This is a genomic window from Rummeliibacillus sp. G93, from assembly GCF_023515935.1.
Lineage (GTDB): Bacteria > Bacillota > Bacilli > Bacillales_A > Planococcaceae > Rummeliibacillus > Rummeliibacillus stabekisii.
The window spans coordinates 2,597,505-2,622,452 of sequence record NZ_CP097314.1 but is presented as its reverse complement, the minus strand read 5'-3'; the positions used below and the strand labels follow the sequence as shown (position 1 = coordinate 2,622,452).

Here is a 24,948-nt window from a genome sequence, read left to right as displayed (position 1 = left end):
GTTGCGCCTTGGTTTTATTGTGGTTTCTAAGAGGGAGCGCCTACATCCTTTCTGCAAATCTTAGGGTATAAGGAAGGTAAAAATGAGTAACAGACAAACTACTACAGATGTTATCTTAATTGGTGCCGGAATCATGAGTGCAACTTTAGGAACATTCCTAAAAGAGTTAGCGCCAGACTGGAAAATTAAAGTATATGAAAAGCTTGATAAATCAGGGGAAGAAAGTTCAAACGAATGGAACAATGCAGGTACAGGACACTCTGCACTTTGTGAACTGAATTACACGCCTGAAAAAGCGGATGGTTCAATCGATATTACGAAAGCAATCCATGTAAATGAACAGTTTCAATTATCAAGACAATTTTGGTCATTCCTTGTAAACAATAATCTTATCAGCAATCCTCAAGAATTTATTATGCCACTGCCACATATGAGTTTAGTGCAAGGCGAAAAAAATGTTGAATTTCTAAAGAAACGTTTTAAAGCGCTTTCTGAACATCCATTATTCCAAGGTATGGAGTTTTCAGATGATGCAGAGAAGCTAAAAGAGTGGATTCCAGTCATCATGAATGAGCGCGCATCAAGCGAACCGATTGCGGCTACAAAAATTGACTCTGGAACAGATGTAAACTTCGGTGCTTTAACACGTATCCTTATTGAACAATTGCAAGGACAAGGTGTAGAAGTAAACTATAAACATACGGTTGATACCATTAAACGTACAAGCGATGGTTTATGGGAAGTTAAAGTGCATAGCGAAGATGGCAAAATCGAATATCAAACAGCGAAATTCATCTTTATCGGTGCAGGCGGCGGCAGCTTGCCATTACTACAAAAAACAGGCATTCCTGAAAGTAAGCATGTAGGCGGTTTCCCTGTTAGCGGTTTATTCTTAGTATGTAACAACCCTGACATCGTGGAACAACACCATGCGAAAGTGTATGGTAAGGCAGCAGTAGGTGCGCCTCCTATGTCAGTTCCACATTTAGATACACGCTATATCGACAACAAAAAGTCTTTATTATTCGGACCGTTTGCAGGATTCTCTCCAAAATTCCTTAAAACAGGTTCCAATATGGACTTAATTGGTTCTGTCAAACCAAACAATGTATTCACTATGTTAGCAGCAGGGGCAAAAAACCTTTCACTAACAAAATATCTTGTTGAACAACTAATGCTATCTAAAGAACAACGCATTGAAGAATTGCGAGACTTTGTACCAAATGCGAAAAGCGAAGACTGGGACATCGTCGTAGCTGGCCAACGTGTTCAAGTCATCAAAGATACTGAAAAAGGCGGCAAAGGTACATTGCAATTCGGTACTGAAGTTATCACAGCTGAAGACGGTTCTGTTGCAGCATTATTAGGTGCATCTCCAGGTGCTTCTACTGCTGTTCACGTAATGCTAGAAATCATTGATAAATGTTTCCCAGAACAAAAGAAAGAATGGGAACCAAAAATCAAAGAAATGATTCCTTCTTACGGTATCAAACTAGGGGAAAACCCAGAGTTGTTTAACAAAATCTTTGCTGACACAACAAAAGCTCTTCGTTTAGATGCAGAGAACAACTAGGTTTTATCATTTAGAATAATAGATTTAAAGAAAAGCTTCTCACTTAGGTGAGAAGCTTTTTTTATTTATCACATTCTTTTGCTTACACCATCGATAGTTGTATTTGTTTTTTAATAACTCGTATTTTTGGTGTTAGGTCTTAATGACCGAAATGAGAATTTACGTTGACAATTGAGAATGAGAATTGTTATCATTTTAAATGAAATTGAAAATCATTATCATTTAAAATACAATCTAGCGGAGGGAAAGCAGTTTGAGAAAAGTAATCATACCTATGATGGCGGCTGTCACACTATTAACAGCAGCATGCCAGGCAGATTCAACGAACGAGAAGACAAAAGAAAGTAGTGAGCAAAAAGTAGAATTAAAGAAAACGGCTGCCAAAGCAAAAGATAGTATTCAACCACAAGATGGTGTAAATGGGAAAGTGCTGAAGGAAACTTTGAGCAAAATGCCGGATGAAGTTCCTGAAAGAGTAATTACAACCTCCGTTCCTATTGCAGAAATGCTACATCTGCTCGGTATTACACCAGTTGGGGTACCGCAATCAACAAATCCACTTCCAAAAGATTTTGAAAGTATTAAAAAGATAGGTTCGCCTATGCAGCCTGATCTAGAAGTCATCTCTAGTCTGAAGCCAGATTTAATTCTTGGCTCGGATTCGTTACAAAGTACGCTAGATAAAAGTTTGAAGGAGATGGATTTAAAGGCTGCATATTTACCAACTGAATCATTAGATGACTTAAAAGTAAGCTTTAAAACATTAGGTACTTATTTTGATAAAAAGGTTGAAATGGATAAGGTGTTGAATACTATTTCAGCAAAAGAACGTGAATTATCGAATGCAACGAAAGGCAAGGATAAGCCGACCGTTATGCTCATGATTGGCACTTCTGATTCCTTTATGGTAATGAGTGAAGAATCATATCTAGGAAGTCTGGTGAAGGAAACTGGTGCAGACAATATTGCCTCATCCGTCTTTCATGTAAAAGATACCTATTCGCCCATTAATATGGAAAAAGTGGCAGCAGCAGACCCTGATGTCATTTTAGTTTTGGCATCAGGGGATCATGGGGCTCCGAAAGATATGTTTAAAAAGGAAGCAGCAAATAATAAAGTTTGGAAAAATTTAAGTGCCTTTAAAAATGACAAGGTTCATATGCTGGATTACAGCACATTCGGGGTTACATCCATTGACCATGTTGGGAAGGCCTTAACAGATGTCTCAAAATACTTATATCAATAAGAAAGAGGATTAGCAGTGAAAAGAAATACAAAAAGCTGGAATATCATTCTTTTTACATATGTACTTGTTGCTGTCGCAGCCGTTCTTTCCATTGGAATAGGGAGTGTATATGTACCTGTACCAGCTATTTTAAAAACAATATTCGGCTCCCATCCAGAAGCAGTAAACGAAACAATCATTATGGATATCAGATTGCCTCGTGTATTGCTGGCATTGATAATCGGTGCAAATATAGCCATCTCAGGTGCGTTACTGCAAGCGGTTATGGGAAACCCTCTTGCTGATCCGGGGTTAACTGGCGTTACGAGTGGTGCATCTGCCGCAGTCTTGGTCATTATGTTGATTTTGCCGCAATATACAAACCTAATACCGGTAGCCGCTTTCGCTGGCGGAATATTCGCTGCCTCCATTGTTTACGCATTAGCATGGAAAAAATCCGGAATATCTCCTATTACCATTATCTTATCGGGTGTAGCTGTGAACGCACTATGTGGAGGGATAGTAGGATTTATGTCTATTTTGTATAGTGATAGATTACCGTCAGCCATTCAATGGTTGAACGGTAGTTTGGCCGCAAAAGGGAGCAATGCTTTATTCATGATACTTCCTTACGCGCTGGTTGGCTGGATTCTATCTATCTTTGCTGTCAGAAAGGCTAACATCATTCGGCTTGGCGACCAGGTGGCAGCTAATCTCGGGGATAATGTACATCGTACGCGAATATGGCTTTCCTTGCTAGCAGTTTTCTTGGCCGCAATTTCTGTAGCCGCTGTTGGCATGATTGGTTTCGTAGGGCTTATTGTTCCGCATATGGCGAGATTGATAGTAGGGTCTGATTATAAAGTTTTGTTGCCGATGAGTACAGCGCTTGGTGCACTGGTATTGCTTGTAGCAGATACGGGAGGGAGAACGTTATTCGCACCGCTTGATATACCAGCAGGCATCCTAATGGCTGTCATCGGCGGACCCTATTTCCTATATTTAATGAGAAAGCGGGCGTTTTAACGATGCTAAAACTTGATTCAATATCAGTTCGTTATGAGAAGAAAGAGGTTGTCCATAATGTCTCTTTCTCTGTAAAACAAGGGGATGTTCTCTCAATCATTGGCCCGAATGGTTCTGGCAAATCGACCATATTAAAAGCCATCACAGGTTTCATTCCTACTCATACAGGCACTATCACTTTTGAACAGAAGGATATTCAACAATATACGACTAAGCAAATTGCTCAAAATATTTGTATGCTTAGCCAAAAGAATCAAGCTCCAAATGACATGTTAGTGAAGGATTTGGTGGCTTATGGAAGATATCCTCACAAAAAGTGGTTTGAACGATTGAATCATGAAGATCAGGATATTGTTCATTGGTCGCTTGAAAAAACACATTTAGCAGACTATAAGGATCGAATGCTAGCATCCTTATCTGGAGGAGAAGCACAAAGGGCATGGATAGCAATGGCTCTTGCGCAGCGCCCGAAACTTTTGCTGCTAGACGAACCCACTACATACTTAGATATAGCACATCAGCATGAAGTTCTAGAATTAGTAAGAGAACTGAATGAAGACATGGGCATTACAGTCATGATGGTCTTACATGATTTAAATCAGGCATCACGTTATAGTAATCACCTTATCGTCGTACAGAATGGATGCAAGATAATGGAAGGAACACCGACTCAAGTGATGACATCAGATATGCTACGTGATGTCTATAATATGGAAGCGGAAGTAGTCTCTATGTCCAAAGAAGATGCGCCACGCATTCATTTATTGAATACAATCAGGCAAAAATGAAAGGATGAATAAAATGACAAAAACAATTGATTTAGAGAAACATAAAAATAATTATCTTCAGTTTATGAAATCACGCAAAAATGTAATGCTCTGTATGATGGATGAGGTCGGGAAGCCATTTAGTAGCTATGCTCCTTTTGTTATGGTTGACGGCAAATTCTATATTTATATTAGTAAAATTGCAGAACATTATCGCTTGCTTGAACGTAATTCTGTGATTGATGCCATGTTTATTGCAGATGAGGCAATGACGCCCAATAAATTTGCTACAGAAAGAGCTCGTTTTGAATGTAATCCTAAGAATATGGGGAACGAACAGCATGAGGATATATTTGCTCTTTTTAACGAAGACCATGGACAAAATTTAATGGATGTACTTCGAGGGTTAGACTTTTCTCTATTTGAGCTAACACCTCAAAAGGGCAGGTATGTAGTAGGCTTTGGAATGGCCTTTGACTTAGATATTAATGGAGAATCATTTGTACATGTAGTAGTAGATAAAAAGCAATAGCCTTGCCGTTTCAAGCATATTGTTGTAAACGGCAGTAACCCTATAAGTTGCCAAAAAGCTCAAGCCACCCCCTCGGTTTGAGTTTTTTTATATGGTTAAATATATTTGTCGATTTATGTTTGAATTTATAAAGCTTTAGCCCTTTTCTACCGATATAATAGTAGTTGACTCTTTGGGAAAGGATTATGGTGCTAAATTTGAACAGATTATTTCAGTTAAATAGTATTAGAAAGAAAATTGTATTTGGCTTTTCAATTGTGATAGCCCTTGTTGTAATATTGGGTGTATTTAATATTCTTGCCATCCAAGCACTCAATAAAAATACGAATGATATGGTTAAGAAGGAAATTCCTTTGTTAAAACTTGATGAGCAAATGGCTTTAAATATGTCTGAAAGAACTTCATTAATCCGAGGGTATATTTTGTATGGAGATTCAAGCTTAAAGGATGAGTTCAAGAGCCAAATAGATGAAAGTATCGCACTTGAGAATAAATTGCTGAAGTTAAGCAACTCCACACAAGTCAAATCCTTAATTGATAAAAAGGTGACGTGGGGGGAACAAATAAATCGTGTGATTGAAGAGTATGATAACGGCAATAAAGAAGAAGCAAAGAGAATCATGGCGACAGAAGTAAAGCCGCTTGAAAAAGAAATTATGGATGGCTTTAAACAATTATCAAAGGATAGAGAAGAGAAGATAGCCAAAGATGGTGAAGAATTCGCTTCATACGGTACATCCTCACTTATATTTATATTAATCCTTACGGCTGTTGCGGCTATTGCTGCAGTGTTAATTGAAATTAAAACCGTACGCGTTATTTCCCGTCCTATCATTGGTTTAGTAGCTAGAGTGAAAGAAATGGCTAAGGGTGATTTAAGCCAAGAAAAAATAGAACCTACATCGAATGATGAAATTGGAGAACTAATCCTAGCGACGAATGAGATGAACGAAAATACAAGACTAGTCTTGGAAAAAATCAACTCTTTATCTAATGTTGTGGCAAGTAGAAGCGAAGAATTAACACAGTCTTCGATGGAAGTCAGAACGGGTACTGAACAGATTGCCACAACTATGCAAGAGCTTGCTTCTGGTGCTGAAACGCAAGCAGATAGTGCGAGCAACTTAGCTATGATTATGGGATCTTTCGTTGAAAAGGTAGAAGAAACAAATGAAAATGGTAGTCTCATTCAACAAAACTCTGAAAAAGTACTTTCATTAACAGAGCAAGGGACTTCACTAATGACATCAACTACTGAGCAAATGGCTAAGATTGACCAACTGGTAAAAGATGCGGTAATGAAAGTCCAAAGTTTAGATCATCGTTCACAGGAAATTACTACTTTAATATCTGTTATTAAAGATGTAGCAGACCAAACGAACCTACTTGCCCTAAACGCGGCGATAGAAGCGGCAAGGGCAGGGGAACATGGTAAAGGTTTCGCTGTTGTTGCAGAAGAAGTAAGAAAACTGGCAGAACAAGTAGCACTTTCAGTAAATGATATAACAGGCATAATTACAGCAATCCAAAGTGAATCAGGCAGTGCGGTATCATCCTTGCAAGCAGGATATACAGAAGTAGAACAAGGAACAATTCAAATAGAAAATACAGGTATGACATTCAATGAAATCAATGGTGCAGTCACTGAAATGGGACAAAACATCCGTACGGTGTCAGGGAACTTGTCAGAGATTAAACGCCACACACTTTCAATGAATGCATCTATTGATGAGGTCGCTTCTGTTGCTGAGGAAGCAGCCGCAGGAGTAGAACAAACAGCAGCTTCCGCACAGCAAGCTAGTAGTTCAATGGAAGAAGTAGCCGACAGTTCAAAACATCTTGCAACATTAGTAGATGAACTGAATGAATTGGTTAGCCGCTTCAAGATTTAATAAAGAAGAAAAGGAAGGCGCTGTTATAAGCTCCTTCCTTTTTGATTTGTTTTTTATTATCGCTATCTCTTACTTATTTTACTTCCACTAGACCTTTCCCTTCATGAATGTACTGTATACCTTCTTCACAAACGCCAAGGGAACGCCAGGAACAGGATGCGCAGACGGTTCCGATGTCGAGCGGAACTACATTCTTTTTAACACATGCTTCAATGTCGGACCACGGAATAGTTTGTCCATATTGAAGGCCGAGTTTTTCTAAAATAGCTTTATCCATTTTATAAATATCTTGGTCTTGGCAATGATATTCCCCGGATTCTGGAAATTTATCACACAGATGGTCAGGGCCTTTGACAACTTGAATTAAAGTGCTTGGCTCTTTTCTTAATGTTTGATGGAGCTTAGTCATATTTTCCACGTATTCCTCTGAATACCCCATTCCTCTATAGCCAAGAAGGCAAAAGAGGTGATGGCCGCGTAGCTTGTACATCGTCGTTTCCTCCTAAAGTGTTCGTTAACCTATTATAACAAATGGTTAACAATTAGCCATTTAATTTCCGTTGAAATAGAAATTTGAGACGCCAGTTTAAGAGAGCTGAAGGAATGAAGGGTAAGACTGCATTTCGTCCATTAGCCAGCAGTGCATTTGACCACTGGGAGGCCCAGCCGATTTGGCGGGAAACTTGAATGACTTTTTTTGTATGGTCTACACGTTCCTCTTCATATTCTTGGAGCGCATCTTCTAAATCGAAGTGACGTAATGCATTAGCGAGTGTTACGGCGTCTTCAATTGCTTGGCCTGCTCCTTGACCCATATTAGGAGTTGTCGCATGTGCAGCATCACCTAACAAGACTACTCGGTCAAATACAAATCTCGAGATAGGTTTAAGATCATAAATATCATGATGAAGGAAATGCTCATCTTTTGTTTGTTGAATCATTTCAGCAACGTTTGGCGGGAACTTTCTGAAATGATAGGAGACTTCACGCTGAGTCAAAGTGGCAAAAAAGTGACTTTTTTCTGCTGCTTTCATGCATGCAAACCAGTATAGCTGGTTGCCATTCATCGGGGCGAATCCGACTCTGCCTTCAGAACCCCAAATCTCATAGGATGTTTGCTCATCAATTAATCCATTGTTCTCTGTAATGCCGCGCCAACATGTATAACCAGCATAGCGAGGAACACTATTAGGAATGTAGCTTTTTCGGATGAGGGAATGGATACCATCTGCTGCAATAAGAAGATCTGCCTCTACTTTTTCGCCATCATCAAATGTTGCGGTGACTTGATGGTCATCTTGTTTTACCTGCACTAACCGTTTGTTGAATGAAATCCATTCCTTAGGGATATGGTGATAAAGGATTTCATGTAGCTTTCCTCTATGAATCGTAATATTTTCTTGCCCATATTTATTTTTTATTTTTTTAAAATCAATCGAGTTCAAGATTTTGCCGTCTTTATTAAGAAATAGCTGTGTAGTGAGTGGTGTACCATATGCGAGTACATCTTCACCTATACCAAGCCCCATCAATGCTTCTAGTGCATTGGAGCCAATACCGATACCTGTACCTAACGGCTTGAAATCGTCCGCTTTCTCATAAAGATGCACCTCTGCCAGCTTTGAAAGAGCGAGGGCTGCTGTAAAGCCACCAATACCACCGCCTATAATAATAATCTTCATGTAGCTCCCTCCCTTATTTTTGTATGTTAATATATGACATATTATAGCACGAGATAGAAGTACTGCATGACTTGGTTGTTTCAAATGGTAATATGCCTTAAGATAAAGGAATGATAAGAAGTGAGGAGTTTTTAAATGGAAAATAACGATATCCTGATTAGGCTTCGATATGCCTTGGATCTTAAAAACCAAGAAATGAAAGAGATTTTTAAATTGGGAGGCAAAGAATTTACACAAGAGGAGATTCTTAAGATTCTTACAAAGACTTCCGAAGAGGAAACAGATGATAGCCAATTGAAAGTAAATGATAAAATGATGGCATTCTTTCTAAATGGCCTTGTAACATTCAAAAGGGGCAAACATGATCCGAAACCGGGACAAGCGCCAGAAGCTCCTCAAGTAAAAGAACATGTCAATAATATGCTATTGAAAAAGGTAAAGGTTGCTTTGCAGCTGACGACTGAAGATATGCTCGACATTTTAGATGAGGGCGGAATTGCTGTGTCAAAAGGAGAGCTTGGGGCTATTCTAAGGAAAGCAGGACATCGTAATTATAAAGAGTGCGGCGACAATTTCGCGCGGAAGTTCTTAAAGGGCCTAACGATTAGATTAAGAGGGTAACAAGCAAAAAGCGTCTAATGACGCTTTTTGTTTTGCACAGATATTTACATTCCACTTAAGGAAGATAGAAAAAACGTCTCGTATTTTCTGTGGCTTGCTGAGCAAGTTCTTCAACAGATACGCCCCTATATTTAGCAACTTCCGATACAATATGCGGAAGGAAGGCTGGTTCATTTCTGCCGTTTTTAGGTTTTGGCGTCAGTGTGCGAGGTGTCAGATAAGGTGCATCTGTTTCCACCATTAAGCGATGTAGTGGAATGAATTTTACTGCCTCCTGCAACTCTTTCCCACGCCTCTCATCGCAAATCCAACCTGTTAAACCAATATGGAAGCCCAACTCTACATATTGCTGCACTTCTTCAGCGCTCCCTGTAAAACAATGAACAACAGAACGGTTAATCAAGTCTTGGTGGTTGTCCATTATTTCTAAAAACCGCTGATGAGCATCCCTTACATGAAGAAAGAGAGGCAAGTCCATTTCCCGTGCAAGGTTTAATTGGGCAATAAAGCAGTCCTCCTGTATATCTTGAGGTGAGTACATACGATTGAAATCAAGACCGCATTCACCGATAGCCACCACTTCTTGATGGTTAGCCAATCCACGTAACTGTTCTATTGACTGTCCATTAAATTCAGAAGCATCGTGTGGATGGATACCCGCTGTGGAAAAAAGAGTGTTAGGGAATTCTTTTGCCAATCGAAGGCTTTTTTGGCTTCCTTTTATGCTTGAACCAGTCAGAATCATATGAGTGACTCCACTTGAAACCGCACGTTCTACGACTTCTTGTGTATCCTTTGAAAAACGCTTGTCCGCAAGATTAAGCCCAATATCTATTAATGAGTCCATGTTATCCCTCCTAAAAGCTTACCTCTATTTTACCCTAGATGATAAGGGATGTTTAATCGTTTACTCTGCTTGAGTTACTTCTGGTTTGTTTCGATTACAGTTAGCATTAACCTGTTTCCTCCCCTAAGGCTTATTGAGGCTCCTCAAATTCGGTGATGGCTTTGTGATGGACTTTGTGCCTTGTTGGGATATTGATAAGGGGCAAAACTTACTCTTTCGAGAATAGTGGATAGTAAAATAGAATCATTTTATATAAAACAATAACAAAAAATACTGTATATTGCTAAAATAGTATAATAAAAGGAAGATATTGGAGGGGATTCTATTTATGAAAAAGATAGCATTAGCAGCAGCCACAACGGCAATGTTGCTATCTTCAGTTGGAACAACCGAGGTAACACCAGCATCAGCCGCAACAACTGTGCAACTAAAAGATGGTGTACTCGTAAATAAGGCAACAGGTAAGGCAGTAGAGGGGTACAAAGTATATAATGGTTGCTTATACAAAAATGGTTCACTAGCACCTGGCTATGTTAAATATGGCAGTGGGAAAAATTTAAAACTATACCATAATGGTAGGCTTAAAAAAGGTTACTATAGAACAAAGGATGATAAATATCAGTTCCTAGATGGATCATTGATTCCAGGTAAAGATTTTTATGACAATGGCCTAGAAGAACTTTATTACCAAGATGGTGTTTTAACAAAGCGAATATATGTCAATCCTTCAGATGGTAAACTATATGAAAATACGAAGCTGAAAAAAGGCGATTATGTTATTCATAGCTTTGATGATGATGATAATCCTCATTTGAATCTTTATACCAATGGCATTTTATCGAAAGGCTATCATTTTGCCGATTATAAAAAGAAAATGTATTTATTTAAAGACGGACACATTTCTCTTGCTACCCTTTATAAGGGCAAATTGTACCAAGATGGGCTTCCAGCACCAAAGAATAAAGTTATCTCAGATGGGAAAGACACGTATTATTACAATGATGCGCTAGCAAATGGTGCTATCAAAGAGTACGTTTATAAAAATGGGAAGAGAGTACGCAATATAACGGCACAAAAATTCTTAGACAAATTAGCAGAAGTCCAAAAGCTAAGCGCGGCGACAGAAGTGAACTCCGTAGCGTTAAATGCAAAAATAGCCAATTTATTAACCTACTATACGGAAAATTACGAAACAATTTACCAAAGCTATACAGTGTACGAGAAAGTGACAACATTAACATCGAAACTAAATGATTTAAAAGAAATTGTAGGGAAGCTAGATCATACAGAAGCAACAATAGCGAATGATAAAGCAGTTAGAGAAAAATTAGGCTCTTTATATGATAAACAAAGGCTTAAACATGTTAATGGGGACATTTTAGACGGCGAATATAAAGGTAATATTTACAAGAAGGGCCGTTTGATGGGTTCGCGTGAAAATGTCGACCTAAAGAATACCACTGCAGCATATAAAAAATTGTCTACTGATAAATCAGCGACAATGCAACAAACAATCGGTGCTCTAACAGCACAAGTAATGGCGGCAAAGTCAGTCTTAGCAGCAGCAAAAGCACCAAAATATCCAAATTTAAAATTTAATACGCCTCAGGCAGAAGAAGTACTACGTGATAGCTTAATACAGCGTCGTGCACTAATAAAAAAAGCAGCGCAACAACATGAAACAGTAAATACCGCTACTTTAGAAAACGAACTTCTTGCAGGTTTTACAGAGCTTGGCGAAAAAATATCGTTTGAACAAGCTTCAACTACAGCAACGTACAAACCACTTGCTGCGGGGGAAGTTGCAAAGGGAACATTTGATGACAAGGGATTTGCATATTACGCTATTAATGTCGATCAAGTAGAAGGAAACTATTACTTTGTTGGAAATCATGAAGTGTCAAATCTAGCTTTTTGGATGAGTGACACAAAAGAAGCAATCAACGATAGTGATGAAGAAGTTGCGAAAAAATTACGCTATCTCGAAAAAGGTGTTTACTATGTAGCGATAAAAGGAAAACCAAATGCACCATACCGCTTCAAACTATACCAACAAACATATAACTATACGACAATGAAAGAACTTCCTTCTGGTCCAAATGCTTTAAGTACGCCTAGAGTAAAATTACCGTATTACCAATATTCAACCCCTTCAGTTGATATCAACCTAACAACGGATGAACATATCATGTTGTATGGCGTATCAAACGAAGATCCATTTAAAAGAACGGTTGAAAATATTGTGTTGACGAATAAAAAAACAGGTAAAACATATCCAGTCGTTCATATTTCGACAACACACTTCTCATCAAATGCACCAAACGGCAAGTATTCATTGTCGATTATACCTACTCAAAAAGGTGTTCCAGGACATGTGGGGATTCGCTACGAAACGACACCCCATTTAAAAATCAATAAACCAAATCAAGAAAGTCGTTTTTATACACTGAACGTTAAAAAAGATACGAAATTTAAATTTGAGCTAACGGGTTCTGGAAAAATGCTATTATACGATCACAACCATCACCTAGTGAAAAAAGCAACAATCGCAAATGGAACTGATAAACGGGAGTTTGTCTATACCGTGAAAAAAGGCCGTTATAGCCTCAAAGCTCCTTTGACTATTAAAGTTACACCGAAATAAAAGGTATTCGCTAATTAAATCAGTAGAAAAGGAGAATCTTGTGTAAAGATTCTCCTTTTCTATAGATAGTAAAATAGAATCATTTTATATAAAGTTAATAACAAAATATGCTTTATTTTGGTAAAGTGGTATAACAAAAGGAATGTGCTGGAGGGAGTTCTATTTATGAAAAAGATAGCATTAGCAGGAGTCGCAACAGCGATGTTACTGTCATCGGTCGCGGCAACTGAGGCAACACCAGTATCAGCAGCCACGACAACTGTACAATTAAACAAAAAAGGTGTACTCGTAAATAAGGCAACAGGTAAGATTGTGAAAGGATATAAAGTATTTAATGGTGACTTATACAAAAATGGTTCATTAGCACGCGGTCGCGTTAAATATGGGAGTGGGAAAAATTTAAAACTGTACCGTAATGGTCACCTTCAAAAAGGTTACTATATCACACGGGATTTTAAATATTTTTTTAGAAATGGAAAATTAGTACCAGGTAAAACTCTAGAAGATAGTAACTTGAATGACTGTTATTATCAAGATGGTGTTTTAACAAAGCGTATTTATGTTAAATCAGACGGGAAATTATATGAAAATACAACTCTGAAAAAAGGCGATTATGTTATTCGTGACTTGGACGATGACTATGAAGATGTGGAGCGTATGACGCTTTATACAAATGGTATTTTATCGAAGGGCTATCATTTTGCCGACTATAAAAAGATAACGTATTTATTTAAAGATGGTCGCATTCAACAAGCATCACTTTATAAAGGAAAACTATATAAAAATGGCAAACCAGCACCAAAAAATGAAGTCATTTCAGACGGGAAGGACACCTATTATTACAATGATGCGCTAGCGGATGGCGTTATTAATGATTACCTATATGAAAATGGCAAGAAATTATATAATGCAACGGTAAAAAACTACTTAGACAAATTAGCTGAAATCAAGAAACTAAGTATAGCACTAACGATAGATTCAAAAGTGTTAAATACAAAGCTGGCAGAGTTTTTAGCCTACTATACTGAACATTATTATGCGATTTATCAAAACTATCTAGTGTGCGATGATGAGGATTGTTCAGAGGAACCAGCTTATAAAATATTAACAGCGCAATTCAATGATTTAAAAGAAATTGTAGGGAAGCTAGATCATACAGATGCAACCATGGCAAATGATAAAGCCATCAGAGAAAAATTAGACTATTTATATGATAAACAAAGCATTCATAGCGCAAATGGTGAGATTTTGAATGGGGAATACAAAGGGAATATTTATACTAACGGCCGTTTAATTGGTTCGCGTGAAGATGTTGCCTTAAGCGCTGCTACTTCGACATATAAAGGATTGTCTACTGATGAGTCGGCGACGATGCAACAGAAAGTCGATGCTTTAACATCGCAAGTAAAGGCGGCAAATGATGTGTTTACATCCGCAAAGGCACCCGAATACCCTTATACATCATTTAATACGCGTGAAGCCGAGGAAGTGCTCCGCGAAAGTCTAATTCAGCGTCGTGCCCTTATAAAAAAAGCAGTACAACAACAAGTTTCAGTGAATACAGCTGCTTTAGAAGAAGAACTTCTCGCTGGCTTCGCTGAGCTTGATGAAAAAATAACATTTAATCAACCCTCTACCACAGCAACGTACAAACCACTAGCGGTGGATGAAGTCGCAACAGGAACATTTGATGACGATGGCTATGCATATTTTGCCATCACGATCGATCAAGTAGAAGGGAACTATTACTTAACTGGAAATGCGGATGTACCAGAACTTTCTTCTTGGATCAGTAATGCAAAAGAAACAATCAATGGTGCGGATGAAGCGGTGGGGAAAAAATTACGGTATCTTGAAAAAGGTGTTTATTATATGGCCGTGCAAGGCAAACCCAATGCATCTTACCGTTTCAAACTATATCAAAGAACGTATAACTATACGACAATGGCTGAACTTCTTTCTGGCCCAAATGCTTTAAGGACGCCTAGGGTGAAATTACCGTATTACCAATATTCAACACCATCCATTGATATCAACCTAACAACTGATGAACATATCATGCTGTATGCAGTATCAAACGAAGATTCATTTAAAAAAACAATTGAAAATATTGTGCTGACGAATAAAGCAACGGGCAAAACATATCCAGTCGTGCGTATTTCGACAACATTCTTCTCATCAAATGCGCCAAATGGCAAGTATTCATTGTCGGTAACACCTACGAAAAAAGGCGTTCCTGGGCATGTGGGCATACGCTATGAAACATCACCACATTTAAAAATCAATGAACCGAACAAAGGTAGCTATTTTTACACATTGAATGTCAAAAAAGATACAAAATTTAAATTTATGTTAACCTCAAAATATGGTCAAGCATACTCTGATGAAAAGATGCGCTTATACGATCATAATCATCACCTAGTAAAAGCTGTAACACTTGCAGAAGGAACCAAGCAACGTGAGTTTGTCTATACCGTGAAAAAAGGACGTTATAGCATTACTGGAGAAATGATTATTACAGCTACTTTGAAATAAACGCTTTCATTAATTAAATTAGTAGAAAAGGAGAATCTTGCGCAAAAAGATTCTCCTTTTCTTATGTTCAAAATTTAAAAGGAAGAATCACTCTTTATACAGAAAAAGCAGCCTCCCCATAAGGCGAAAGCTGCTTGTTTAATGCTTTTTTATTGGGGTTCCTCCGCTTCGGCGATTGCTTTGGTTTGATGGACCGTGCCACTTGGATGGTTAGGAGGTGCATAGATTGAATACAGCTTAATTGGTTTGTTGCCTGTATTCGTCAGATTATGCCATGTACCAGCTGGAACAAAAAAGACATAATTATCCCGCACTGGTTGCTGGAAGTCTAAGAACTGTTTATTTTTGCCCATTTGTACAAGGCCTTCGCCTTCTTCAATGCGAATAAACTGGTCCGTATGCGGATGAATCTCCAAACCAATATCTCCTCCGACTGGAATGCTCATCAGAGTAAGCTGCAAATGCTCACCGGTCCACAGCGCTGTGCGATAGTTCGTATTTTGTTTTGTTGCTGTGTCTATATTGACAGCAAAAGGTGCTGGGCCATAATCTCTTAAATAAACACTATTCGGACTTTGGTAGGTTTGCTGGTATTGATTTTGAAACTGGTAAGGGGAGGGGCTATTCGGATAATAGTGGTGGGTTGTTCCGCAAGATGGACAATGATAGTGATACAAAACATCATTCCTTTTTTTACTATACTGTACGCTTCTTGCGGAACTTTGGTGCCTATTTTAAGTTAGCTTCTTAAAGCTGTGTCTTCTTTACATACAGACTGCAATAGATGCTGCAACTCAGTAGTTTCTTCTTCATTAAGGGGTATTAAAGGCAAACGTACACCGCCTACTGCTATTCCTCTCAAATTCAGAGCAGCTTTTACAGGGCAAGGGTTAGGTGCGCTAAATAATCCTTTGAATACAGGGAGGAGTCTACGATGATCTGCCGCAGCTTCCGTCACATCCCCGTTTTTAAACTTTTCCATCATCGCTTGCATTTCATTTCCAATTATATGGGAGGATACGGAAATAACGCCAGTAGCACCAATCGATAGAGATGGCAGTGTTAAATGGTCTTCTCCTGTATAGACACTGAAGTCATTGGGTGTTTGCGTAATGAGTTCAGCCATTGCATCCAAGTTTCCGCTCGCATCTTTGATGGACACGATGTTATTAATCGCGGCAAGGCGAGTGACTGTTTCAACGGATAGATTGACAACACTTCTTCCAGGGATATTGTAGAGAATGATTGGTAGCTGTGTTGATTCCGCAATTGCTTTGAAGTGCTGATAAAGGCCCTCTTGTGATGGTTTATTATAGTAAGGTGCAACAAGCATAATTCCATCCACACCTATGTCTTCAGCAGACTTAGTCAGTTCAATGGATGCCCTTGTATTATTAGATCCTGTGCCTGCAATAACAGGAATCCTATGGTTTACTTCATCTACGACAAATTGAAATAAACTGATTTTCTCTGCTGTTGTAAGTGTAGGGGATTCACCTGTAGTACCAGCTATCACAATCCCATCTGAGCCGTTTTCGATAAGATAATTAATCAGCTCACGAGTAGCTCTAAAGTCAATATTTCCTTGTTGGTCAAATGGGGTCACCATCGCCGTTATAATTCTTCCAAAATTCATTGCTTCTCCACTTCCTTTTCATTTTTTGGAGAAGGGCAGTATAGAAAATAACGCAAAAAAAGCAGCAACGTGACTACGTTGCTGCGAGAATTCATAAAGTCATCTCCATGCGTACGATAGCCCTCCATATAGTTTCCTACATGACAGTCCTGTGTTTATTCAACAGCAGGCCCAGCAATAGAGAAATATGAGTTTCTCTAAGCTTCGGCAAATTCCCCTTTCCACTGCAGTAGTCGGATCTCATCATCCTCTTGCAGCTTACTCATGGTTTTTGCGCCTCTATCCTTATTTCAAAAGATATTGAAATAAGTGAATATTCAATTACAGAAAGTATAGCAGTCTAGCTATGCTTTTACAAGATAGAAAGCCAAATATTATTATATTTCTCTGTTTTTAATATCGGCATTCATATTGCCAGCTGTAAGCGTATCATCAAGATTGTTCTTTTTAAGGTCATTATCGTTTTGATTTGCAGGATCGTACAATTCTTGCTCTGTAATAGCACCACGATTTGCATCATCTACATCGCTATCTGTGACAGAAGCATCACCAGTCGTTTCAATGCGTGCTTCCTCGCGTTTTAGATTATCAGTGACTTGTTCTGTTTCGGTCACTTGTTTTTTACCAATGACTACTTCTTCGTTTACCACTGGTTTTTTCGTCACTTCAATTTGTTCTTCGACGATTGGAATACGGATGGTGTCATCTTCACCCATTGGAGCATAAGCATCTGTAGTGGCAGCTGCTTCATCAGTAACTTTTCGTCTTTCTACATACACTTCATCATGTGTGACAGGTACATTGACTGTTTGTGGTTCTTCCACAACATCTTTGTGAACTTCAACTTCACCAGTTTGTACTTGGTCTTTTTCTACATCAAGTTGTTCTTTGCGCAACTTTAATGTTTGCTCATCTGCTACTGTATTATTAACATCCACTGTATCATTAGGAGCTACTGTGGTATCAAGACCTACATTTGCCTCTTGGTTGTCTACTGGTGTTAGTGGGTCAGCAGTGCCTAAAAGGGCATCATCTTCTTTGTTTGCTAAAAGTAGAATACGGCCATCGTTAATATCGCGTTCGTAGCGACGAGCAGATTCTTCATCAAAGCCAAGTGTTAAGAAATATTCGTAATAAGATGCATGGTCCACATCTGTGTGGAAATCACCTTTAAATACTGCTGCTAGGCGATCGAAGAAACCTTCATCTTCTTCCATATTGCGACCGCCAACATCTTCTGTTAGTACGCCTGTTTCATTTTTTACGACTGATGGAGCAGAAGGGAAGTTTGTTGTATTAAGTGCAATTGAGAAATCGTCAGTTGCATATCCTTTTTGGCGATATTCATCAATAGCTTTAATCACTTCCGCGCTTGAGTTATAAATTCCTAATACTTTTTTATCCATGTGTATTACCTCCATTATTTGTTTCATTTTTTTGATATGCGATTACAACATAAATATACCCGAATCTCTTTCATCGAAACGCTTAAGCATAAAAGAATGTTTGTTTTAGAATTAGTAAAATGTGACAATGATGAAGAAGATAAACGCTAAAGAAAGGTGCTTATATATATGAAAAAAGCCGTATTTTTAGATCGTGATGGGGTCATTAATGAGGTACTAACCAAGCGGGTAAAGTTTGTGAACAAACCGAAAGATTTATATTTCTTGCCAGGTGTTCCTGAAGCCATAAAAAAATTGAATGCCTATTTTGATTTTGTGTTTGTGGTCACCAATCAGGGCGGTGTAGGTCTTGGATATATGAAAGAATCGGAATTGAAAAAAATCCACTTGCATATGATTGAGGAGTTAAAGAAACAGGGAGCCCATGTGGATGAGGCAGTCTATTGTCCACATAAACCAAAAGCTGGTTGTGCTTGCCGGAAGCCTAACAGCAAGTTAATTGAAGACCTAGCAACAAAATATGAAGTTGACTTATCAAAATCCTTTATGGTTGGTGATACCGATACAGATATAATGGCGGGGAAGAAAGCAGGGACGAAAACAGTTTATTTAGGTGAACGCAATCCACTAGCCGATGCAGTATGTAATGACTTGAGCGAAGCGGCAGAATGGATTATAACACATCAGTAATTCCATGTTAGGAGACTAAGAGGGCGGGAGAAATTGAATTGCAGTTGTTTTTCAACGAAATAGCTATATTGAAGTTGGATCAGCGAAGACAACTCAGGGCTTACCACTACTCTTAGCAAAACGCAGCTATTCCCACTTCATCTCCACATCAAATTAGTATCTTTAAAATATACAAATCAGGGTTTTTCAGTAACCACAAAACTATTGGAGAACGTGAACTAGTAAGAGGGGCCTTCCCAGAAAGTTTCAATTCTTTGACACATGATTACTTGCAGAATACGATAAATTAGTGAAGAAATAAAAAATAGGAGGTCAATATGTATGGCAGATTTATTTGAAGAATATACCTTGAAAAACGGAGTAGCATTGCGCAACAGAGTCGTAATGGCACCAATGACGAACTACTCTGGCAATGCCGATGGAACCGTTACTGATGCGGAGGTTGCTTATTATGCACGCCGTTCAGAAGGCGTCGGTATGATTGTGACAGCCTGCACGCATGTATTAGAAAACGGTAAAGGTTTTCCAGGACAGTTTGCCGGATATGATGACAAGTTTATCCCTAGCCTAAAACGCGTGGCTGATGCGATTCATACAGGAGGAGCAAAAGCAGTGCTTCAAATTTTCCACGGAGGAAGACGATCTATTCCAGAAGAGGTACCAAATGGCGAAATCGTAAGTGCAAGTGATGTCGCTTATCCAGACAATGCAACACCAAGACCCATGACAACTGATGAAGTAAAAGAGGCAGTCAAAGCGTATGGCGAAACAACGCGTCGTGCGATCGAAGCAGGCTATGATGGCGTTGAGATTCATGGAGCTAACACATACTTATTGCAACAATTTTTCTCTGCCCACACGAACAAAAGGACCGATGAATATGGTGGAGTAATTGAAAATCGTATGCGCTTTCCTTTAGAGGTTTTACGTGAGGTAAAACAAGTGGCTGCAACGCATGCTAAGGAAGCCTTTATCATTGGCTATCGCTTCTCACCTGAAGAACCTGAAGAAAACGGGATTACAATGGATGATACTATCCAACTTGTAGATGCTTTGGCCGCAGAAGGGCTGGATTATCTGCATGTATCGCATATGGAATTCTTCGCGAAGCCGCATCGTTTTACTGGCGACCAAGAAAAAACACGTGTCCAACTGTTAATAGAAACGATCAATGGCCGGACTGCTTTGATTGGAGTAGGATCAATTTATAGTTTCGATGATGCAGTGAAAGCATTGGAGACAGGTGTTGATCTTGTGGCATTAGGCCGCGAATTATTAATTGAACCGGATTGGGTACAAAAAGCGCAAGAAAATCCGTCATCCATTAGAACAGAAATGGATATGTCTATGCAGAAAGAATTAGCGATCCCTGACCCGATGTGGGGAGCTCTAAAAAGACCGAATTGGATTCCTGGAATGAAGGCTTGACTTGACAGAATTTTTGACAAATAGTATGCTACTAATAATGAGTTAGTTATAGAACATTTTAGCAAAGAGCTATAGCGATATGGCTTTTTGAAAAAATGAAACTATAATACGGTATTCTTCTAAAAGGAAGAATGAATATTAAAGGTAGACGATTAATCCCCATTCAAGATGGGTTCGTTAAAAGTAAACCGATAATTTCTTTGTTTAATAGTGCCTTGCGCCTTTTAAATGATGAAATTGTCGGTTTTTTTATGTAAAAAAAAGGAGGGATTTTGGATGTCGTGGCCACTATTGTTTCTCATTTTTCTTGGACTTTCTCTAGGGAGCGGATTGTGTATCCTGCATCCGCAAGTCCCGCTTCGATTCATTCGCATTCATATCGGCATACTGGCATTAGCACCAATTGCCGCTTTATTAGGTCTTATTTTTTCTAAAGGAGATTATTTCCTAGGAGTATTGCATTTCGATTCATTATCATGGCTCTGGTCTCTGTTTGTTTTGACAATTGGATTAATCGTTCAGCGATATTGTGTCCATTATTTGCTAGGCGATAAGTCATACCGCAAGTACTTTGCACTTTTAACTATTACTACTTCAGCTGATGCCCTGGCATGGTTATCTGATGATGTTCGCCTTTTATTTATTGGATGGGGGCTAACACTATTTTGTTTAACTGTCTTAATCGGATTAAGGAAGGAATGGAAGGTAGCGCAGCATGCTGCAAAAGTATCCCGCGGCTATCTATTAGCTAGTTTGCTGGCACTGGGCCTTGCGTTATTCTGGTTAGCGTACAGTACAGGCGAATGGCGTTTATCAACTATACTGACCTCTGATACATTAGGTTTGTTAACTGGTTATGAAAAGACAGGAATTAATTTATTGCTTCTTGTGTCAGCGCTCATTCCTGCTGCTCAATGGCCAACACATCGTTGGCTACTTGATTCTGTTGTTACACCAACACCTATTTCAGCTGTTATGCATGCTGGGATTGTTAATGCGGGAAGTATTATGCTTGCTCGTTTTTCTCCATTGTTTAATGGGGACTTGGCGCAGATAATTTTACTTGTTATTGCAGGCCTTTCTGTCTTAATCGGCACAGGGATTATGCTTGTGCAAGTGGATTATAAACGGCAGTTGGTGGGATCAACAATAGCACAAATGGGTTTTATGCTGGTGCAATGTGCACTAGGCGCCTATCTTGCAGCTATTACACATGCAGTATTGCATGGTTTGTTTAAATCTACTCTTTTCTTGCAAGCAGGTTCAGCTGCCAAGGCAAAAGCGCCTGTTACTTCTAAGGACCAAGCAGCTTCTGTTATATGGACAGTTGCAGGTGGTGCGCTTGGAACACTTATAGGATTAGGGCTTTGGCTGACAGCTAAAGGAGAAGGCTATCAGCTGATTAGTGCTCTTCTACTCGGCTGGTCGATTGCCCTTGCATGGGCACAGTTGGTAGCGGCACACCCTACTGCTACTGGAAAAATCGCAGGTTTCTTCTTATTAGTTGCAGGTGGACTTGTTTTTAAAGTCGTTCATACACTGTTTTACAACATTTTGCAGGGGACCATCGACAGCGATTTCCATCAGCCGTTTATACTATCGATTATTGTTTTAGTTGTTTTACTAGCTGCGATTGTATGTGGAACTTGGCTGATTCGAAGGAATAATAAAGTATCCTTTGCGCTTTATCTATGGCTAGTTCGGCTTGGAGAACCTAAAAAACGTCTCGCGGAAAGCCATCCAAACTATCTTGCACAATTATTAACGAAGGAGGGGAATTATCAATGAGTACGGCGTCAACACTTCACTATGATGAGGGATTTAAACCGAACGATCGCTCGCTTCAAGAGATTGTAAAAAAAGCGAGCGAGGTCATTGTGCCCCTCGGCGATATTAATAACTTTGCAGCAAGAAGCCCTTGGGCGGGACTCGAGCACCAGACTTTTGACCAAGTGGCAAAAAGGCTGAAGGAGACGGGTGACATTGACATGTATCCTAATCATGCCATCGTCTCCTCTGCTGCTCGTAAGGGAGAAATTGATTTGGCCATCTTAGAAGATGGGTTGAATGCATGGCTTGATGAGCAGTTGATATGCTTGCCTAGAGAACTCGCGAAAGAATATTGCCGTAATGTATTACAACAAGAATCAAATTCCTTCACTACAAGAGAATTGCCTGGCGCAAAGACTGCTGCACTTTGGTATAGTAAATACTTTTCACCCACTAAAAATAAACATTCCATCTTAACAATGAGTCAACGTGTGCAACAACCAGGAAACGAATCTCTTGTAGAAAATGTAAATCTACATGTGATTAAATGGTGTAAATTATATTTGGATGAATCACTTGCGGTGTGGTCCATGCCCAATAAAGAGGCTGGATTTTATGCAGCATGGCGCCAAATGGCTAAATATGATCGCACGCTTACTCATGAAACGCGCAGGCAACTTGATCAACTAAATCAAAATGCAGAGCAAGCATTGATGGAAGTGCTTCACAGTATGGATATTCCTAACACAGAATGGCAAGAATATTTGGAGGCTCACCTCCTTGCACTACCAGGATGGGCAGGTATGATACGCAGCCGTGAAGAAGAATCAGCGGCACTGCTTTTAGAATATCTGGCTATGCGGCTATCTCTTGAATATATATTCGTAAAAGAATATCTTCCGTTGCCAGAGCCAGTGCAAGATGATGTTCAACTCATTGAAAAACTTGTTATTAGCTGGGTTGAATTTGGCAGAGAGAGACTCGAGGATTGGGCAGAGTTAGAACCAGAGGAAATAAAAGCACGCCTTATGCTCGCAAATCGCTTCGATTCCTTTGTCCAAGGCCGCCTTTGGCTAGAAGCTTGGGAGAAAACGTATGAAAAAAATCTTCAAGAATGCTTGCCGACTAAACCTACAACAATAGAAGAAGCAAAAACAATCGCAGCACAATTTGCTTTTTGTATTGATGTACGTTCTGAAACGTTCAGAAGGCATTTAGAAAGAAGCGGGCCATTTGAGACTTTTGGGACAGCTGGATTTTTTGGCTTGCCAATTGAAACAAACGAACTTGCAAGCTCCAATAGCCATAATTCATTGCCGATTATGTTTAAGCCTTCTCACAAAGTGCTTGAATCTACGGACAGGGACCAGCTAGAACAATACATTGAGCGGGCACATACTGCCCATTCCGTTGGGAAAACATTTAAAACAATGAAACAAAATATGCTGACGAGCCTGCTATTGCCTGAAATCAGCGGACCATGGCTTAGTATTCAAACATTAGCACGAAGCTTTATCCCGCAAAAAGCTGGTGAAGTCATGCGACAAATGAGCGAAAAATGGCTTAAAAAGCCAATGACAAAATTGACGCTTCATTCTCCAGATGAAGGAGCAGGTGAATTGCCTGTAGGTTTTACGGAAGAAGAACAAGTATTTTATGTACGGCAAGCCCTTCAAACAATGAGTTTGACAGAGAACTTTGCCCCATTGGTTGTTATTTGCGGTCATGGAAGCCAAAGTCGAAACAACCCATATGCATCAGCTCTTGATTGCGGGGCATGTGGAGGAGCATCAAGCCAATTTAATGCACGTGTGTTGGCGACATTATGTAATCTATCTAATGTTCGTGAGACTCTTGCCAAAGAAGGCATTCACATACCAGAAGATACTGTTTTTGCAGCGGCTGAGCATATTACTTCGTTGGATGAGTTGAAATTTACGTATCTGCCAGAATTACCGGTAGCTGTAAAAAATTCATTCCAGCTTATTCAAGGGGCTCTTCCAACTGTGCGTAAGAGTGTAAACGCTGAAAGACTTGCTCAGCTTCCGACACTCCATCCTGATTGCCTAGATCCGGAAGAGGAGGTACGCCGTTTCGCTGACGATTGGAGCGAGGTGCGTCCTGAATGGGGGTTAGCGCGGAATGCTGGATTTATAATCGGCGAACGGACCTTAACGGAAGATTGTGACCTAGAGGGAAGAGTATTTCTTCAAAATTATCAGTGGCAGCTAGATCCAACAGGCGATATACTGGCTAGTATCATTGCAGGCCCTGCTCTAGTAGCACAATGGATTAACTTACAATATTATGCGTCTACAGTAGCTCCGCATTATTATGGCAGCGGCAATAAAGCCACACAGACGATTACTGCGGGAGTTGGCGTCATGCAGGGTAATGCAAGCGATCTTCTTTTTGGACTTCCATGGCAATCTGTTATGATGTCTGATGAAGAGGCGTACCATGCACCTATACGTTTATTAGTGGTCGTGCAAGCGCCTAAGTATAGGGTTCAGCAAATCTTAGAACAGAATGCGGAGTTCCGCCAGAAGCTACAGAACGGCTGGATTCGCCTTTCGTGCATCGATCCAGATGGCATATGGCACAGTTTTTCATAAGTTATTGCTTTACGTGATTACCTTCGCATTATTAAAATAGAAGCAGAATGACTAAAATG

Annotated in this window: 19 protein-coding genes and 1 riboswitch; of the genes, 13 read left to right on the top strand and 6 right to left on the bottom strand. The window is 39.4% G+C overall.

What is annotated here, in order from left to right; all coding sequences use genetic code 11:
- Window positions 1-82: 82 nt before the first annotated feature.
- The 6 genes from M2M59_RS13210 (at window position 83) to M2M59_RS13185 (ending at window position 7,015) form a co-directional block, all read left to right on the top strand.
- Window positions 83-1,573, top strand: a complete 1,491-nt coding sequence (locus M2M59_RS13210) for a malate:quinone oxidoreductase (RefSeq protein ID WP_066789854.1) — start codon at window positions 83-85, stop codon at window positions 1,571-1,573.
- A 253-nt stretch (window positions 1,574-1,826) separates the two neighbouring features.
- On the top strand, window positions 1,827-2,819 hold the full coding sequence (locus tag M2M59_RS13205) for a helical backbone metal receptor (protein ID WP_249774804.1): 993 nt from the start codon (window positions 1,827-1,829) through the stop codon (window positions 2,817-2,819).
- A gap of 15 nt (window positions 2,820-2,834) precedes the next feature.
- The gene (locus M2M59_RS13200) at window positions 2,835-3,824 is read left to right on the top strand and encodes a FecCD family ABC transporter permease (protein WP_249774803.1); all 990 of its coding nucleotides are present in this window, start codon (window positions 2,835-2,837) and stop codon (window positions 3,822-3,824) included.
- Between the two features lie 2 nt (window positions 3,825-3,826).
- Complete coding sequence (locus M2M59_RS13195) at window positions 3,827-4,612, top strand: ABC transporter ATP-binding protein (RefSeq protein WP_249774802.1); 786 nt, start codon at window positions 3,827-3,829, stop codon at window positions 4,610-4,612.
- A gap of 13 nt (window positions 4,613-4,625) precedes the next feature.
- The gene (locus M2M59_RS13190) at window positions 4,626-5,123 is read left to right on the top strand and encodes a HugZ family pyridoxamine 5'-phosphate oxidase (protein ID WP_249774801.1); all 498 of its coding nucleotides are present in this window, start codon (window positions 4,626-4,628) and stop codon (window positions 5,121-5,123) included.
- Window positions 5,124-5,320: 197 nt separating this feature from the next.
- The gene (locus tag M2M59_RS13185; protein WP_244946719.1) at window positions 5,321-7,015 is read left to right on the top strand and encodes a methyl-accepting chemotaxis protein; all 1,695 of its coding nucleotides are present in this window, start codon (window positions 5,321-5,323) and stop codon (window positions 7,013-7,015) included.
- Window positions 7,016-7,088: 73 nt separating this feature from the next.
- Here the strand turns inward: M2M59_RS13185 and M2M59_RS13180 are convergent, their stop codons facing one another.
- Together M2M59_RS13180 and M2M59_RS13175 are read right to left on the bottom strand one after the other, a co-directional pair.
- The gene (locus tag M2M59_RS13180) at window positions 7,089-7,505 is read right to left on the bottom strand and encodes a DUF1284 domain-containing protein (protein WP_249774800.1); all 417 of its coding nucleotides are present in this window, start codon (window positions 7,503-7,505) and stop codon (window positions 7,089-7,091) included.
- Between the two features lie 52 nt (window positions 7,506-7,557).
- Window positions 7,558-8,697, bottom strand: coding sequence for an FAD-dependent monooxygenase (locus M2M59_RS13175; protein ID WP_249774799.1), 1,140 nt, complete (start codon window positions 8,695-8,697; stop codon window positions 7,558-7,560).
- 135 nt (window positions 8,698-8,832) lie between these two features.
- Between M2M59_RS13175 and M2M59_RS13170 the strand changes: the two genes are divergently transcribed.
- A complete protein-coding gene (locus tag M2M59_RS13170; RefSeq protein ID WP_249774798.1) occupies window positions 8,833-9,318 on the top strand; it encodes a YehS family protein in 486 nt (161 codons plus the stop codon).
- A gap of 55 nt (window positions 9,319-9,373) precedes the next feature.
- Here M2M59_RS13170 and M2M59_RS13165 read toward each other — a convergent pair whose 3' ends face one another.
- Complete coding sequence (locus tag M2M59_RS13165; RefSeq protein WP_249774797.1) at window positions 9,374-10,165, bottom strand: TatD family hydrolase; 792 nt, start codon at window positions 10,163-10,165, stop codon at window positions 9,374-9,376.
- 328 nt (window positions 10,166-10,493) lie between these two features.
- Here M2M59_RS13165 and M2M59_RS13160 point away from each other — a divergent pair, with 328 nt between their 5' ends.
- Both M2M59_RS13160 and M2M59_RS13155 read left to right on the top strand, forming a co-directional pair.
- Entirely contained in the window at window positions 10,494-12,809 is a 2,316-nt protein-coding gene (locus tag M2M59_RS13160; protein ID WP_147197265.1) for a hypothetical protein, read from the top strand.
- 165 nt (window positions 12,810-12,974) lie between these two features.
- Entirely contained in the window at window positions 12,975-15,344 is a 2,370-nt protein-coding gene (locus tag M2M59_RS13155) for a hypothetical protein (RefSeq protein ID WP_147197263.1), read from the top strand.
- A gap of 149 nt (window positions 15,345-15,493) precedes the next feature.
- On the opposite strand, the gene M2M59_RS13150 is transcribed toward M2M59_RS13155, so the two are convergent.
- The 3 genes from M2M59_RS13150 to M2M59_RS13140 form a co-directional block, all read right to left on the bottom strand.
- Window positions 15,494-16,021 carry a cupin domain-containing protein gene (locus tag M2M59_RS13150; protein WP_249774796.1) on the bottom strand — a complete coding sequence of 176 codons (528 nt, stop codon included), beginning with the start codon at window positions 16,019-16,021 and terminating at the stop codon, window positions 15,494-15,496.
- Window positions 16,022-16,083: 62 nt separating this feature from the next.
- Complete coding sequence (gene dapA, locus M2M59_RS13145; protein WP_249774795.1) at window positions 16,084-16,980, bottom strand: 4-hydroxy-tetrahydrodipicolinate synthase; 897 nt, start codon at window positions 16,978-16,980, stop codon at window positions 16,084-16,086.
- 109 nt (window positions 16,981-17,089) lie between these two features.
- A riboswitch (Lysine riboswitch) is annotated at window positions 17,090-17,270 on the bottom strand.
- Between the two features lie 87 nt (window positions 17,271-17,357).
- Window positions 17,358-18,386, bottom strand: coding sequence for a YsnF/AvaK domain-containing protein (locus tag M2M59_RS13140; RefSeq protein ID WP_249774794.1), 1,029 nt, complete (start codon window positions 18,384-18,386; stop codon window positions 17,358-17,360).
- A gap of 168 nt (window positions 18,387-18,554) precedes the next feature.
- Here M2M59_RS13140 and M2M59_RS13135 point away from each other — a divergent pair, with 168 nt between their 5' ends.
- The 4 genes from M2M59_RS13135 (at window position 18,555) to M2M59_RS13120 (ending at window position 24,889) form a co-directional block, all read left to right on the top strand.
- Entirely contained in the window at window positions 18,555-19,076 is a 522-nt protein-coding gene (locus M2M59_RS13135; protein WP_249774793.1) for a D-glycero-alpha-D-manno-heptose-1,7-bisphosphate 7-phosphatase, read from the top strand.
- A gap of 321 nt (window positions 19,077-19,397) precedes the next feature.
- Entirely contained in the window at window positions 19,398-20,504 is a 1,107-nt protein-coding gene (locus M2M59_RS13130) for an NADH-dependent flavin oxidoreductase (protein WP_147197254.1), read from the top strand.
- Between the two features lie 276 nt (window positions 20,505-20,780).
- Window positions 20,781-22,292 carry an NADH dehydrogenase subunit 5 gene (locus M2M59_RS13125; protein ID WP_249774792.1) on the top strand — a complete coding sequence of 504 codons (1,512 nt, stop codon included), beginning with the start codon at window positions 20,781-20,783 and terminating at the stop codon, window positions 22,290-22,292.
- The gene (locus M2M59_RS13120) at window positions 22,289-24,889 is read left to right on the top strand and encodes a DUF2309 domain-containing protein (protein ID WP_249774791.1); all 2,601 of its coding nucleotides are present in this window, start codon (window positions 22,289-22,291) and stop codon (window positions 24,887-24,889) included. The genes M2M59_RS13125 and M2M59_RS13120 overlap by 4 nt, the downstream gene beginning before the upstream one ends.
- Window positions 24,890-24,948: the final 59 nt, after the last annotated feature.

Bases quoted from the DNA above. Each gene is read 5' to 3' on its own strand.
- M2M59_RS13210 (WP_066789854.1), top strand. From the start codon at position 83: ATGAGTAACAGACAAACTACTACAGATGTTATCTTAATTGGTGCCGGA.
- M2M59_RS13195 (WP_249774802.1), top strand. From the start codon at position 3,827: ATGCTAAAACTTGATTCAATATCAGTTCGTTATGAGAAGAAAGAGGTT.
- M2M59_RS13190 (WP_249774801.1), top strand. From the start codon at position 4,626: ATGACAAAAACAATTGATTTAGAGAAACATAAAAATAATTATCTTCAG.
- M2M59_RS13180 (WP_249774800.1), bottom strand. From the start codon at position 7,505: ATGTACAAGCTACGCGGCCATCACCTCTTTTGCCTTCTTGGCTATAGA.
- M2M59_RS13175 (WP_249774799.1), bottom strand. From the start codon at position 8,697: ATGAAGATTATTATTATAGGCGGTGGTATTGGTGGCTTTACAGCAGCC.
- M2M59_RS13170 (WP_249774798.1), top strand. From the start codon at position 8,833: ATGGAAAATAACGATATCCTGATTAGGCTTCGATATGCCTTGGATCTT.
- M2M59_RS13165 (WP_249774797.1), bottom strand. From the start codon at position 10,165: ATGGACTCATTAATAGATATTGGGCTTAATCTTGCGGACAAGCGTTTT.
- M2M59_RS13160 (WP_147197265.1), top strand. From the start codon at position 10,494: ATGAAAAAGATAGCATTAGCAGCAGCCACAACGGCAATGTTGCTATCT.
- M2M59_RS13155 (WP_147197263.1), top strand. From the start codon at position 12,975: ATGAAAAAGATAGCATTAGCAGGAGTCGCAACAGCGATGTTACTGTCA.
- dapA (WP_249774795.1), bottom strand. From the start codon at position 16,980: ATGAATTTTGGAAGAATTATAACGGCGATGGTGACCCCATTTGACCAA.
- M2M59_RS13140 (WP_249774794.1), bottom strand. From the start codon at position 18,386: ATGGATAAAAAAGTATTAGGAATTTATAACTCAAGCGCGGAAGTGATT.
- M2M59_RS13135 (WP_249774793.1), top strand. From the start codon at position 18,555: ATGAAAAAAGCCGTATTTTTAGATCGTGATGGGGTCATTAATGAGGTA.
- M2M59_RS13130 (WP_147197254.1), top strand. From the start codon at position 19,398: ATGGCAGATTTATTTGAAGAATATACCTTGAAAAACGGAGTAGCATTG.
- M2M59_RS13125 (WP_249774792.1), top strand. From the start codon at position 20,781: ATGTCGTGGCCACTATTGTTTCTCATTTTTCTTGGACTTTCTCTAGGG.
- M2M59_RS13120 (WP_249774791.1), top strand. From the start codon at position 22,289: ATGAGTACGGCGTCAACACTTCACTATGATGAGGGATTTAAACCGAAC.